The following is a 14,220-nucleotide window of genomic DNA, read 5'->3' on the forward strand; positions in this document are numbered from 1 at the left end:
CTGGATTATATGCCAATCGGCATAGTGCCCATCCCCCAACCAGCTGATTTCAACTGGCGATTTCATATCCATACTTCACTCGTCGTCGCTTCCATTGCTGCGGCGCACTCCGATTGTTTTTTTAGAGGGCAACATGAAAAAAATCTTAGTAATCACAGCACTGCTTATCAGTACCACCGTATACGCAAAAGATGTCGAGACGCCAAGGGTCTACCGCGAAGTTGCTGCGGCGCCGACGAATTCTCGCGAAGCCGAAGTTGCCGCGCTGTTCGATCGATGGAATGCGGCTCTTGCCACTGGCAACGCCGATCAGGTTACCAAGCTGTACGCAGCCGACGCTGTATTGGAACCGACTGTATCAAACGAGGTTCGGACTACGCCTGCCGAGATAAAGAGTTATTTCGTAAAGTTCTTGCAGATGAAACCGCAAGGGACAATCAATTATCGGCAAATCCGTTTCCTCGGCGATAACGCCGCACTCGACACCGGGGTATATACATTCAACCTGACGAAAGACGGCAAGGCTAAAAAAGTCCACGCGCGTTATACCTACGTATATAAGAAGGTCGACAGTGAGTGGAAGATCTTAAATCATCATTCGTCTACGATGCCGGAATTGGTGGATGACTGACGTGCAAAGGGAGTCTTGATTTCTCCGAGTTGATTTACGAAGACGCGATTGTCCGTTCAAAAGTCTGGCGCACACGGGCGGGCGCTTGCCATTTCCACTACAACCCAGAAGTGGCAAGCCCGATGCGCGCAGCCGATGGCTACAAGATCTGTTCTGGCGTTCGCTGGGCGTCTCTCCGAGCAAATACCTGTCTGCAAAAAACGGTCTGGCCTGAACCCTCAGGCCGGGCAGGAACTGCATGCGATTTTTACGCGGCGTTTACAAGCCCGCCATCCCTTTTTAGAGAATCTTTACGTCCTGCCTGCTAACCTGTAATTACCGCAACGACCAGTAGATATCCTCTATGAATCAGGTAATCCCAGCAGCATGGCGCTTCTCTTCGCTTCCCGCTGCAGTCTCAAGAAAAATCCAGGCCCCCGCCTTGCCTCTCTTCTCGCATTCCTATCGCCAGCCGGCACTCCCCATTCAAAAAGATTTCATGATGCGCATCACCGTGGATGCCGCTTCGGTGGCCGAGCTGCGCCGCGTCATCGTCAGCACCTGCGGCGACCTCATGATCTACATGCGCGTCAAGCCGGTCGACCACGCCAGCAAGATGAAATTCTGGCTGTGCCTGAGCAAGAGCTCGATCGACGCCGTCATCGGCAACATCATGCGCGCCTTGCCGCAAGCAGAATTCGGCCGCATCACACCGCTGCTGCCGGCATGAACGGCGCCGCCAAATCATTCCCACTCCTACTGAAAACAGCACATCATGTCCATCTTTGAAGGTATCTGGGTTCCTCTCGTCACGCCTTTCCGGCAGGGCAAACTCGATCTCTACGGCGCCCAGCAACTGGCCTTGAATCTGTCCGCCGCCGGCGTGCACGGCCTGGTGGTGTGCGGCACCACCGGCGAGGCCGCGACCTTGAGCGAGCACGAGCAAGAAAAAATGTTGTGCGGCGTAATGGAAGCGGTGCAAGAGCGCTGCCCGGTGGCGATGGGCATCAGCGGCAGCGACACGCGCGCGGTCACGGAAAAAATCGAGCGTTTGAACGCCTTGCGTCCGGCCGCTTTCCTGGTCTCGGCGCCGTCCTACGTGCGGCCTTCGCAGGAAGGCATACGTTTGCATTTCGAAGCGCTGGCCGCAGTCGCTGAAAGTCCGCTGATCCTGTACAACATCCCGGCCCGGACCGGCGTCAATATCGATGTCGCTATCGTGAGTGCATTGGAACAGCACGCCAATATCGTCGCGATCAAGGAAAGCAGCGGCAACCTGGGACAAACCATGGAACTGATCAACCGCACCGACCTGCGCATCCTGTGCGGCGACGATGCTTTGCTGTTCAATACGCTGTGCCTGGGCGGACATGGCGCCATTTCCGCCGCCGCCCACATACGGCCGGACCTGTTTGTGCATTTGTTCGAACTGGTGCGCGCCGCACAGCTCGGTTCGGCGCGCGCCCTGTTCAAGCAGCTGCTGCCGATGATCCAGCTGCTGTTCTCGGAACCGAATCCCGGTCCGGTGAAGGCAGCGCTGGCCATGCAGGGGCAGATACAGGACGAACTGCGCCTGCCGATGACAAGGATGTCGGCGGCGGGCCGGGTCAAGCTGGCCAGGGCGCTGGAAAAATTGATGACGGTGCCGGTTGCAGGAAAAAACGCACAGCCGGAATCGGCCGTGCGCGGCAAATCCCGGCTGCTGGGGCTGGTGCGATGAGCGGTCCTATCCTTGGCGGTGGCTGATTTCAACCCGGATCCCGCCGGCGCTTGCAGGAAAAACAGGCGCCGCGCGATTCCTGCGCCGGACTGATTTGCTTGAGCGCTCAAACCGGGCTTTCCACGCAATACTTGCAAAAAATGCTTGATGCGTGTCCAATCGCCATATGAAAATTTCTCCTGCACTCCCCATATGGTCCATCGCGGCTCCGGTCGTCGGCTGGCTCTTGCTCGGCGGCGCGAGCTTTAATCTCGGCGGCGTTTATACGATATTGCTGGTGGCAGGCCTGCTCGGCAGCGTGCTGGCGGCGGTGTATCACGCCGAAGTGGTTGCGCACCGGGTCGGCGAACCGTACGGCACGCTGGTGCTGGCGCTGGCGGTGACCCTGATCGAAGTGGCGCTGATCGTCTCGCTGATGCTGGCCGGCGGCGAAGAAACCACGGGGCTGGCGCGCGACACCGTGTTTGCCGCCATCATGATCATCCTCAACGGCATTGTCGGCATCTGCCTGCTGGTCGGCGCCAGCCACCACAAGGAACAGAGCTTCGGCCAGCTGGGCGTCAGCGCTTCGCTGGCGACGCTGGCGGCGATCGCGGTGCTGACGCTGGTGCTGCCCAACTACACCTCGACGGCAGTCGGTCCGTTCTACAGCGCCAGCCAGCTGGCGTTCATCGCCGTCATCTCGTTGATACTGTACGGCACCTTCGTGCTGGTGCAGACCGTGCGCCACCGCGACTACTTTTTACCGGCGGAAGCAGTCAACGACGAAGACGCCCACGCAGCGCCGCCGACGGTCAAGGTGGCGGCGATCAGCGGCGGGCTGCTGCTGGTTTGCCTGGGAGCGGTAGTGCTGCTGGCGAAATCGCTGGCGCCGGCCCTGGAAACCGCGGTGGCCAGCGTCGGCGCGCCCAAGACCCTGGTCGGCATCATCATTGCCGCGGTGGTGCTGCTGCCGGAAGGGCTGGCCGCGGTGCGGGCCGCGCGCGCCAACCGCCTGCAGACCAGCCTCAACCTGGCGCTCGGGTCGGCGCTGGCCAGCATCGGCCTGACCATTCCGGCGGTGGCCATCGTCTCGCTCACCACCGGCTGGACCTTGTCGCTCGGCCTGGACGTCAAATCGACCGTGCTGTTGCTGCTGTCGTTCATCGTCGCCACGCTGTCGCTAGGCACTGGCCGCACCACGGTCATGCAAGGCACGGTGCACCTGGTGATTTTTGCGGTCTACCTGTTTACCACTATCGTTCCTTGAGTTAAAGACCGGAGCTGGCCCGCCAGTTCCGGATTTCCTGCACCAATCGGCATCATTGCTACGCTGGCCATCGCGCTGCAGCATTGGGCGGCACCATACTGGTGCGCCTATCCCGCACCAAAATCCCGTCTCACCAAATATGGGCGCCGCCTTTCTCGCTTGCGCCAATATTGCTCCAAATCCCAATAGTTCTCGCTGAATCCGGCGCACGGCGCCGCCGCTCCTCACTGGCATGCATTCTGCTAATGACATTGTGTAATCAACGCATCCCCGTCCCAGGTTTGCCGCGTGCTTTCTTTACTCGTGTTTTTTCTGTTTTTTATAACTCACTACCGGAGGAGAAATTCATGTCACGTCGCACCGTTCTGAAAGCTACCGCACTCGGCGCTTTCGCCTTGGCCGCCAGCGCATGGCTGCCGTCTGCCTTTGCCGCGGACACCATCAAGGTCGGCATCCTGCATTCATTATCGGGCACCATGGCTATCTCCGAAACTTCGCTCAAGGATGTAGCCTTGATGGCGATCGAAGAGATCAATGCCAACGGCGGCGTGATGGGCAAGAAACTGGAACCGGTGGTGGTCGATCCGGCCTCCAACTGGCCGCTGTTTGCGGAAAAGGCGCGCCAGCTGATTTCGCAGGACAAGGTATCGGTAGTGTTCGGCTGCTGGACTTCGGTCTCGCGCAAATCGGTGCTGCCGGTATTCAAGGAGCTCAACAGCCTGTTGTTCTATCCGGTGCAGTATGAAGGCGAAGAACTGGAAAAGAACGTGTTCTACACCGGCGCCGCGCCTAACCAGCAAGCGATCCCGGCGACTGAATACCTGATGTCGAAAGAAGGCGGCGGCGCCAAGCGCTTCGTGCTGCTGGGCACCGACTACGTGTATCCGCGCACCACCAACAAGATCCTGCGCTCCTTCCTGCACAGCAAGGGCGTGAAAGATGCGGATATCGACGAAGTTTACACACCGTTCGGTCACTCCGATTACCAGACCATCGTCGCCAACATCAAGAAGTTCTCCGCCGGCGGCAAGACCGCGGTGATCTCGACCATCAACGGCGATTCCAACGTGCCGTTCTACAAGGAACTAGGCAACGCCGGCCTGAAGGCAACCGATGTGCCGGTGGTAGCGTTCTCGGTGGGTGAAGAAGAATTGCGCGGTGTCGACGCCAAGCCGCTGGTGGGTCACCTGGCTGCATGGAATTATTTCGAGTCGGTGAAGAACCCGGTCAACACTGCTTTCATCAAGAAATGGAAAGCCTACGCCGTCGCCAAGAAATTGCCGAACGCCAGCACCGTGGTCACCAACGATCCGATGGAAGCGACCTATGTCGGCATCTATATGTGGAAACAGGCTGTGGAAAAAGCCAAGTCGACAGACACCGATAAAGTCATCGCCGCCATGTCCGGCCAAAAGTTCAAGGCGCCGTCCGGCTATGAACTGGAAATGGACGCAACCAACCACCACCTGCACAAACCGGTAATGATCGGCGAAATCAAGGCTGACGGACAGTTCAACGTCGTCAACAAAACCAAGACCACGATCCGTGCGCAGCCTTGGAGTCCGTATATCCCGGGTAATGAAGGCAAGCAGAAGCTGTAACCCGAGTATTCGGTAGGGTGGGCACGGTTTTTGTGCCCACGCGTATCAACAGCGTGGGCACAAAAACCGTGCCCACCCTACATGCAGTGCTCAATTAAGCAAGTGCCATTCAACTCTGCCTCCATTTAACTGCTTTCAGGTGGCGCTAAACAGACTAATGAAAATCTCAAGAAAAATTCTTCTCATTGCAAGTTTGTGCCTGCACATCACGCTGGCGCACGCCAAGATCGATCCGGCGCTGCTCAAGCCGCTGGCTGGCGACGATCCTGACGCGCGCATTGTTGCGGTCAACCAGATCGCGGCGCTGGCCAACGATGATGCGCTGAAGATTCTCAATGCCTTGAATACCGACGCCCTGTACGCCCGACCCGACGGCACGGTGCTGATTGTCGGCGACACCCAGGCGTTCAATCCCGCCACCGACCAGACTTTGGCGACTCCCGACGATGCAGAGGGCATCAGCGTCAACAACCGCCTGCGCGGCGTAGTCGAGGGCGCGCTGTCCGGCCTGAAGCTGTTTTCGGCCAACCGCAACCAACGCATGAGCGCTGCCACCGAACTGATAAAAACTGCCGACCCGGCGCAAATCCCGCTGGTCAGCAAAGCCCTGCACCAGGAAAGCGATCCTGAAATCCAGGCCGTGCTGCAGCAGGTGATCGCCACCGCCAACCTGCACTCGGCCGACGCCGCCACCCGCAAGGCCGCGGTGCAAACCCTGGCCGGCAGCACCAACGCCAACCTGCGCCCGGCGCTGCAAAACCTGCTCAACAAGAATCCCGACGGCAGTTACATCGAACCCGATCCGGCAGTGCGCATCGAAGCGGTACGCACCCTCGGCGTGCTGGACCGCCATCTGGCCACCGTCGACTTCATCGGCAAGGTGTTCTACGGCATTTCGCTCGGCAGCGTGCTGCTGCTGGCCGCGCTCGGGCTGGCCATCACGTTCGGCCTGATGGGCATCATCAACATGGCGCATGGCGAACTGCTGATGATAGGCGCCTACACCACCTATGTCTGCCAGTTGCTATTCCGCCAGTATTTCCCGGGCGCGCTGGACGGCTACTTGCTGGTCGCGCTGCCGGCCGCCTTCATCGTCACCGCCGCCGTCGGCATCGTGCTGGAGCGGCTGGTGCTGCGCTGGCTGTACGGCCGGCCGCTGGAAACCCTGCTTTGCACCTGGGGCATCAGCCTGATGCTGATGCAGCTGGTGCGTTCCATCTTCGGCGCCCAGAACGTCGAAGTCGCCAACCCCAGCTGGATGTCGGGCGGCGTCACCGTGCTCGGTTCGCTGGTGCTGTCGTATAACCGCATCGTGATCATTTTCTTCGCGCTGTTCGTCGTGCTGGCGGTGTGGCTGATCCTGAACAAGACCCGGCTCGGCCTGTTCGTGCGGGCGGTCATGCAGAACCGCCGCATGGCGTCCTGCGTCGGCGTCTCGACCGGCAAGATCGACATGATGACTTTCGGCCTCGGCTGCGGCATCGCTGGCCTCGGCGGCGTGGCGCTGTCGCAGCTCGGCAATGTCGGCCCGGACCTGGGGCAAGGCTATATCGTCGACTCTTTCATGGTGGTGGTGCTGGGCGGCGTCGGCCAGCTGGCCGGCACCGTGATTGCCGCCTTCGGCCTGGGCGAAGTCAACAAATTCCTGGAGCCGGTGGCCGGCGCAGTGCTGGCCAAGATCGCCATCCTGGTATTCATCATCGTCTTCATTCAAAAACGTCCGCAAGGCCTGTTTGCACTGAAAGGCAGGAGCGTCGAATGAGCACAACAACTATCCCGGCACCTACCCTGCAGCAAATCGCGGCGGCGAAGACGCCTTTGTTCTCGCGCCCGGCCTGGAGCGGCATCATCTTCTGCAGCGTGATCCTGGCCTTGCTGCCGGTGCTCAACCTGCTCTTCCCTGCCGGCCATGTGCTGCACATTTCCAGCTACACGGTAGCCCTGGTCGGCAAGTTCATGTGCTACGCCATGGCGGCGCTGGCGCTCGACCTGGTGTGGGGCTACACCGGCATCCTGTCGCTCGGCCACGGCGTGTTCTTTGCGCTGGGCGGCTATGCCCACGGCATGTACCTGATGCGGGCCATTGGCCGCGACGGCGTCTACCAGAGCAACCTGCCCGATTTCATGGTGTTCCTCGACTGGAAAACCTATCCCTGGTTCTGGTCGCTGACCGACCACTTCTGGTACTGCATGGCGCTGGTGGTGCTGGTGCCGGGCGTGCTGGCTTTTGTATTCGGCTATTTCGCCTTCCGTTCGCGCATCAAGGGCGTGTATTTCTCCATCATCACGCAAGCCATGACCTTCGCCTTCATGCTGCTGTTCTTCCGCAACAATACCGGTTTCGGCGGCAACAACGGCTTCACCGATTTCAAGCGCATCCTCGGTTATTCGATCACGGCGCCGTCGACCAAGGCAGTGCTGTACCTGATCACGCTGGCATTTCTGCTCGGCGCCCTGCTGCTGTGCCGCTGGATCGTCACTTCCAAGCTGGGGCGCGTGCTGCAGGCGGTGCGCGATTCGGAATCGCGCCTGATGTTCATCGGCTACAACCCGCTCTGGTTCAAGCTGTTCGTGTGGACCTTGTCGGCCGTGTTGTGCGGCATTGCCGGCGCCCTGTATGTGCCGCAGGTCGGCATCATCAACCCGTCCGAGATGTCGCCGGCGAATTCGATCGAAATGGTGATCTGGGCCGCGGTCGGCGGCCGCGGTTCGCTGCTGGGGCCGATCATCGGCGCCTTCTCGGTGAACGGCTTGAAGAGCTGGTTCACCGGCGCCTTTCCCGATTTGTGGCTATATGCGCTGGGCTTGATTTTCATCCTGGTCACGCTGTTCATGCCGCAGGGGATCCTGGGCCTGGCCGACAAGCTGAAAATCAGATTCAAGAGCGGCAAGGAGAGAGCATGAGCCAGCGCATTAGCCAAATTTATAACCCGGCGCAGCCATCCGACAAGGTCGACAACGCCCTGCATGCCGACTACGGCACCTCGTATGCGCGAATCAAGCCGGAAGGCGTCGACACCACCCACGGCGCCATCCTTTACCTGGAAAACATCACGGTTTCCTTCGACGGCTTCAAGGCGCTCAACAACCTGAACCTCGACATTTCGGTAGGCGAACTGCGCTGCATCATCGGCCCCAACGGCGCCGGCAAGACTACCATGATGGATGTCATCACCGGCAAGACCCGGCCCAGCGCCGGCACCGCCTTCTTCGGCCAGAGCATCGACCTGACCAAACTGACCGAATACGACATCGCCCATGCCGGCATCGGCCGCAAGTTCCAGCGGCCGACGGTGTTCGAGCAGCACACCGTGTTCGAAAACCTTGAGCTGGCGATGAAGATGGACAAACGCGTGAAAACCACCCTGTTTTCCCGGCTGAGCTCGGAACAGGTCGACAAGATCGACGCCTGCCTGCGGCTGATCCGCCTGAACGGCAACGAACGGCGGCTGGCCGGCCTGCTGTCGCACGGCCAGAAGCAGTGGCTGGAAATCGGCATGCTGCTGATGCAGGAGCCGCAGCTGCTGTTGCTGGATGAACCGGTGGCCGGCATGTCGGATGCGGAAACCGCGCGCACCGCCGAGCTGCTCAACGAACTGCGCGGCAAGCATTCGATCATGGTGGTCGAGCACGACATGGGTTTTGTCGCCGAAATCGCCCAGCAGGGCAAGGTCACGGTGCTGCACGAAGGCTCGGTGCTGGCGGCCGGCAAGATGTCGGAAGTGCAGGCCGATGAGCGCGTGATTGAAGTTTACCTCGGGCGCTAGAAGATCATGCTCAACGTTGAACAACTGAACCAGTATTACGGCTCCTCGCATACCCTGCGCGGTGTCTCGCTGTCCCTGGAAAAAGGCAAGTGCCTGGCGCTGCTGGGCCGCAACGGCGTCGGCAAGACCACCCTGCTGAAATGCCTGATGGGCGTGCTGCCCAGCGCCAGCGGCAAGGTGACGCTGGAAGGCCGCGACATCACCAGCCTCAAGCCGCACCAGCGCGCCGCGCTCGGCATTGCCTACGTGCCGCAGGGACGAGAAATCTTCGCCCGCCTGTCGGTGGAAGAAAACCTGCTGATGGGCATGGCCACCAAATCGGGCAAGAAGGCTTTGCTGATCAAGGATGAAGTCTACGAACTGTTCCCGGTGCTGAAAGAAATGCTGCAGCGGCGCGGCGGCGACCTGTCCGGCGGCCAGCAGCAGCAGCTGGCGATCGCACGCGCCTTGCTGGCCGAGCCCAAGCTGATCATCCTGGACGAGCCGACCGAAGGCATCCAGCCCTCCATCATCAAGGACATCGGAAGAGTGATCCGCCTGCTGCGCGAACGCGGCGACATCGGCATCTTGCTGTGCGAACAGTACTTCCATTTTGCGCGTGACTTGGCAGACAACTTTGTGGTGCTGTCGCGCGGCGAAGTGGTGGCCGCCGGCAGCCAGGAGAGCATGGATGACGACAGCGTGAAACGGCACTTGGCGGTATAGTGCCCCATGGATAATTTCACCGCCCAGCCCATGCCGGCGAGCGCCGAGCTTGCCCTGCCCGCGACTTTGCCCCCGATTTTGTCCGAACCGGTGCGGGGCGCCGACAACCAGGCCTGGCTATCGCTGCGCTTTGCCGACGACCGAGGCACCACGCGCCTGCTGGACCGCGCCCATTACGGCCCCTTGCGCGTACAAAAGGCGCTCTATCCGGAACATCCCTCGATCTGCCACGCCATCATCGTCCATCCGCCCGGCGGCGTGGTCGGCGGCGACCAGCTGACCATCAAGGCCGGCGTCGGCGCCGGCGCCCACGCTTTCCTCACCACGCCCGGCGCCGCCAAGTGGTACCAGGCCAACGGCAAGCTGTCGCAGCAGCAGGTCAGGCTGCAGCTTGCCGATTCGGCAACGCTGGAATGGCTGCCGCAGGAAACCATTTTTTTCGACCAGGCCGAGGTTGCGCTGACCCATGAAGTCGAACTGCAAGGCGAAGCCCGCTACATCGGCGGCGAGATCCTGTGCTTCGGCCGCACCGCGTCGGGTGAAACATTCAACCGCGGCCGCATCTCGCAGCAAACCAGCATCCGCCGCGACGGCAAATTGTTATGGTTTGAACAAGGCATGCTGAGCGGCGGCAGCGCGGCCATGCACAACCGCCTTGGATTGGCGGGCTGCACCGTGTGCGCTACCCTGATGGTGGCCGGAAAGCCGTTTTCCGCAAGCTTGGTGCAGCAGCTGCGCGAACTCGCCAGCCAGCTGGCGGGAGAGCGGGCCAGCGTCGGCGCGAGCCAGCTGAAGTCGGTCCTGGTGCTGCGCCACCTGGGACATTCCAGCGAACTGGCGCGGCAGTGGATGATGCAAGCCTGGCAGCTGATCCGCCCGCAACTGCTTGGACATGAAGCATTAATACCGCGTATCTGGAACACATGAATCGACACCACCAACGTCATAGAAAAGAAAGAAAAGCCACATGGACCTGACGCCAAGAGAAAAAGACAAGCTGCTGATCTTCACCGCCGGCCTGCTGGCGGAACGACGTTTGGCGCGCGGCCTGAAGCTGAACTATCCGGAAGCGATCGCCCTGATCAGCGCCGCCATCATGGAAGGCGCACGCGACGGCAAGAGCGTCGCCGAGCTGATGTCCTACGGCAGCAAGATCCTGACGCGGGCCGACGTGATGGAGGGCATCGCCGAAATGATTCCCGACATCCAGGTCGAGGCGACCTTCCCGGACGGCAGCAAGCTGGTCACCGTACATCACCCCATTCCCTAGACTGGAGCAGCCCCATGATCCCAGGAGAAATGCAGATCCAGAGCGGCGACATCGAACTCAATGTCGGCCGCCGCTGCAACAGCGTCACCGTCGCCAACAGCGGCGACCGGCCGATCCAGATCGGCTCGCATTTTCATTTTTACGAAGTCAACCCGGCCCTGCTGTTCGAGCGCGAGGATGCCTACGGCATGCGGCTCAACATCGCGGCCGGCACCGCGGTGCGTTTCGAGCCGGGCCAGAAACGCACGGTGGAACTGGTGGAACTTGCGGGCGACCGCATCGTCTACGGCTTCAACGGCAAGGTCATGGGTGCATTGACGAAACGGGCAAAATTATGAGCAAAATCTCCAGGCACGCTTACGCCGAAATGTACGGCCCGACCACCGGCGACCGCATCCGTCTGGCCGATACCGAGCTGTTCATCGAAATCGAAAAAGACTACGCCACCTACGGCGAAGAAGTGAAGTTCGGCGGCGGCAAGGTGATCCGCGACGGCATGGGCCAGTCGCAACGCATGCATAGGGACGTGATGGACACCGTGATCACCAACGCCGTGATCATCGACCACTGGGGCATCGTCAAGGCCGACATCGGCATCAAGGGCGGCAAGATCGCCGCCATCGGCAAGGCCGGCAACCCGGATATCCAGCCGGACGTGACCATGGTGATCGGCGGCGCCACCGAGATCATCGCCGGCGAAGGCAAAATCGTCACCGCCGGCGGCATCGATTGCCACATCCATTTCATCTGCCCGCAGCAGATGGAAGAAGCCTTGATGAGCGGCGTCACCACCATGCTCGGCGGCGGCACCGGCCCGGCTGCAGGCACCGCCGCCACCACCTGCACGCCCGGCCCCTGGCACCTGCACGCGATGCTGTCGGCGGCCGACGCCTTCCCGATGAACCTGGGGTTCCTCGGCAAGGGCAACATCAGCCTGCCGGGTCCGCTGGAAGAACAGGTGCGCGCCGGCGCCATCGGCCTCAAGCTGCATGAGGACTGGGGCTCGACCCCGGCCGCCATCGACAACTGCCTGAGCGTGGCCGACCGCATGGACGTGCAGGTGGCGATCCATAGCGACACCCTGAACGAAGGCGGCTTCCTGGAACACACGCTGGCCGCGTTCCAGGACCGCACCATCCATACCTTCCATACCGAAGGCGCCGGCGGCGGCCATGCGCCGGACATCATCGCCGCGGTCGGCAACAGCAATGTGCTGCCCTCCTCCACCAACCCGACCCGTCCGTTTACCGTCAACACGCTGGACGAACATCTCGACATGCTGATGGTCTGCCATCACCTGGATGCAGCGATTGCCGAAGACGTGGCGTTTGCTGAATCGCGTATCAGGCGCGAAACGATTGCCGCCGAAGATATCCTGCACGACATCGGCGCCATCAGCATGATGTCCTCCGATTCGCAAGCCATGGGCCGGGTCGGCGAAGTCATCCTGCGCACTTGGCAGACCGCGCACAAGATGAAGGTCCAGCGCGGCAAGCTGGCCGAGGATAGCGGCAGCAAGGCCGACAACTTCCGCGTCAAGCGCTACATCGCCAAGTACACCATCAATCCCGCCATCACCCATGGCATCTCGCATGTGGTGGGATCGATCGAGGTCGGAAAGATCGCCGACCTGGTGCTGTGGAAGCCGGCCTTCTTCGGCGTCAAGCCGTCCACCATCCTGAAGAGCGGCATGATCGCGGCGGCGCAGATGGGCGATCCGAATGCGTCCATCCCGACGCCGCAGCCGGTGCATTACCGGATGATGTTCGGCGCCTACGGCGGCGGCCTCAAGACTTCGCTCACCTTCGTCTCGCAAGCGGCGTACGACGACGGCATCGGCGAGCGCCTGAAGCTGAACAAGCCGGTGGTGGCGATCAAGGACGTGCGCCACCTGCGCAAGCACCACATGATCCACAACAGCGCCACGCCGCATATGGAAGTCAATCCCGAAACCTATGAGGTGCGCGCCGACGGCGAACTGCTGGTGTGCGAACCGGCCAGCGTATTGCCGATGACGCAGCGTTATTTCCTATTCTGATTTTATGGCGACGAAAGCAAGATGTTAATCCTCAACACAAAAGTAGAACACGCCGACCTGATCGAAGGCGAGCTGGTCTTGCCCTATGAACTGCGCGAGAAAAGCCGCCTGTGCGCGGCCTTGAGCAGCGGCGAGGAAGTAGGCGTATTCACGGTGCGCGGCACCGTGCTGCGCCACGGCGACCTGCTCAAGGGCAGCGACGACGGCGGCCAGGAACGCGTGGTCAGGATCATGGCGGCAGCGGAAGCGACTTACCGCATCGAGTGCGCCAGTCCGCACGCCCTGCTGCGCTGCGCTTTCCACCTGGGCAACCGCCACACCCAGGCCCATGTCGGCGACGGTTTCCTGCGCATACGCAAGGACGCGGTGCTGAAAGAAATGCTGCAGGGACTGCAGGCTACGGTCACCGAGGAACAGGCGGCGTTCGAGCCGGAATCGGGAGCCTACGGCGGCGGCCACCACCATCATCACGACGGCTTGCTGGCGCCAGTGCCGCTGCGCCAGAAAATCCACCGGCCCAGCGACGAGCCCGACCGCGAGCCCGGCGCCTGAGCCTGGCAGACAAGATGAACGCAACCGCGCTGCTCCATCTGCTGCAACTGGCCAGCCCGTCGTTGCCGATCGGCGCCTACAGCTATTCGCAGGGGCTGGAAACGGCCATCGACAAGGGCTGGGTCAAGGATCCGGAATCGGCGCGCGGCTGGATCTGCAACAACCTGCAGCAAATAGTGGCGCTATTCGAGGCGCCCGTCTTGTGGCGCCTGCTGCAAGCATTCGAAAGCCGCGACGGCGCCGCCGTGGCGTTATGGACTGAACGCTTCATCGCGGCGCGCGACACGGCCGAGTTCCGCGCCGAAACCATACAGATGGGATATTCGCTGGGCAAGCTGGCGATCGAATTGCAGGTAGGCGACGCCGCCCTGCTGGCGATCCTGCAGGCCCAGCCGGAACTGCCGTTGCCGACCGCCTACGCCTATGCCGCGGTAGCGCTGCAGGTGCCGCACGAAGCGGCGTTGCTGGGCATGCTGTTTTCCTGGGCGGAAAACCAGGTGCTGGTATGCGTCAAGTCGATCCCGCTAGGCCAGGTTGCGGGCCAGCGCCTGCTGCTGTCGTTGCAGGCAGAACTGCAGCTGGCGGCGCAGCAGGCGCAGGAACTGGCCGACCATGAACTGTCGAACTGGGCGCCGGGCCTGTCGTTGCTGTCGATGCAGCATGAAGAACAATACAGCCGCCTGTATCGCTCCTGAAACCAAACATTCA

General features: G+C 61.2%; 15 protein-coding genes. All 15 read left to right on the plus strand.

Annotated features, from left to right (window positions below; translation table 11 throughout):
- The first annotated feature begins 133 nt into the window (after positions 1–133).
- Entirely contained in the window at positions 134–631 is a 498-nt protein-coding gene (locus CFU_RS14655; protein ID WP_041743528.1) for an SgcJ/EcaC family oxidoreductase, read from the plus strand.
- A 478-nt stretch (positions 632–1,109) separates the two neighbouring features.
- A complete protein-coding gene (locus tag CFU_RS14660) occupies positions 1,110–1,340 on the plus strand; it encodes a hypothetical protein (protein WP_238531317.1) in 231 nt (76 codons plus the stop codon).
- 45 nt (positions 1,341–1,385) lie between these two features.
- Positions 1,386–2,330, plus strand: a complete 945-nt coding sequence (dapA, locus tag CFU_RS14665; protein WP_014006823.1) for a 4-hydroxy-tetrahydrodipicolinate synthase — start codon at positions 1,386–1,388, stop codon at positions 2,328–2,330.
- Positions 2,331–2,496: 166 nt separating this feature from the next.
- On the plus strand, positions 2,497–3,579 hold the full coding sequence (locus CFU_RS14670) for a calcium:proton antiporter (protein WP_041742113.1): 1,083 nt from the start codon (positions 2,497–2,499) through the stop codon (positions 3,577–3,579).
- A 347-nt stretch (positions 3,580–3,926) separates the two neighbouring features.
- Entirely contained in the window at positions 3,927–5,180 is a 1,254-nt protein-coding gene (urtA, locus tag CFU_RS14675) for an urea ABC transporter substrate-binding protein (RefSeq protein WP_041742114.1), read from the plus strand.
- Between the two features lie 157 nt (positions 5,181–5,337).
- Entirely contained in the window at positions 5,338–6,942 is a 1,605-nt protein-coding gene (gene urtB / locus CFU_RS14680) for an urea ABC transporter permease subunit UrtB (RefSeq protein WP_041742115.1), read from the plus strand.
- On the plus strand, positions 6,939–8,084 hold the full coding sequence (gene urtC / locus CFU_RS14685) for an urea ABC transporter permease subunit UrtC (protein WP_014006827.1): 1,146 nt from the start codon (positions 6,939–6,941) through the stop codon (positions 8,082–8,084). The genes urtB and urtC overlap by 4 nt, the downstream gene beginning before the upstream one ends.
- Positions 8,081–8,947, plus strand: a complete 867-nt coding sequence (urtD, locus tag CFU_RS14690; RefSeq protein WP_014006828.1) for an urea ABC transporter ATP-binding protein UrtD — start codon at positions 8,081–8,083, stop codon at positions 8,945–8,947. The genes urtC and urtD overlap by 4 nt, the downstream gene beginning before the upstream one ends.
- A gap of 6 nt (positions 8,948–8,953) precedes the next feature.
- The gene (urtE, locus tag CFU_RS14695) at positions 8,954–9,652 is read left to right on the plus strand and encodes an urea ABC transporter ATP-binding subunit UrtE (RefSeq protein WP_014006829.1); all 699 of its coding nucleotides are present in this window, start codon (positions 8,954–8,956) and stop codon (positions 9,650–9,652) included.
- A 6-nt stretch (positions 9,653–9,658) separates the two neighbouring features.
- Positions 9,659–10,579, plus strand: a complete 921-nt coding sequence (locus CFU_RS14700; protein ID WP_014006830.1) for an urease accessory protein UreD — start codon at positions 9,659–9,661, stop codon at positions 10,577–10,579.
- Between the two features lie 40 nt (positions 10,580–10,619).
- A complete protein-coding gene (locus CFU_RS14705) occupies positions 10,620–10,922 on the plus strand; it encodes an urease subunit gamma (RefSeq protein WP_014006831.1) in 303 nt (100 codons plus the stop codon).
- Between the two features lie 14 nt (positions 10,923–10,936).
- A complete protein-coding gene (locus CFU_RS14710; RefSeq protein ID WP_014006832.1) occupies positions 10,937–11,260 on the plus strand; it encodes an urease subunit beta in 324 nt (107 codons plus the stop codon).
- The gene (gene ureC / locus CFU_RS14715) at positions 11,257–12,960 is read left to right on the plus strand and encodes an urease subunit alpha (RefSeq protein ID WP_014006833.1); all 1,704 of its coding nucleotides are present in this window, start codon (positions 11,257–11,259) and stop codon (positions 12,958–12,960) included. Before CFU_RS14710 ends, ureC begins: the two co-directional genes overlap by 4 nt.
- A 21-nt stretch (positions 12,961–12,981) precedes the next feature.
- Positions 12,982–13,512: an urease accessory protein UreE gene (gene ureE, locus CFU_RS14720; RefSeq protein ID WP_014006834.1), complete on the plus strand. Its 531-nt coding sequence runs from the start codon at positions 12,982–12,984 to the stop codon at positions 13,510–13,512.
- Positions 13,513–13,526: 14 nt separating this feature from the next.
- On the plus strand, positions 13,527–14,207 hold the full coding sequence (locus CFU_RS14725) for an urease accessory protein UreF (protein ID WP_014006835.1): 681 nt from the start codon (positions 13,527–13,529) through the stop codon (positions 14,205–14,207).
- Positions 14,208–14,220 lie beyond the last annotated feature (13 nt).

This window comes from Collimonas fungivorans Ter331 (assembly GCF_000221045.1).
In the GTDB taxonomy this organism is placed as follows: Bacteria; Pseudomonadota; Gammaproteobacteria; order Burkholderiales; family Burkholderiaceae_D; genus Collimonas; species Collimonas fungivorans_A.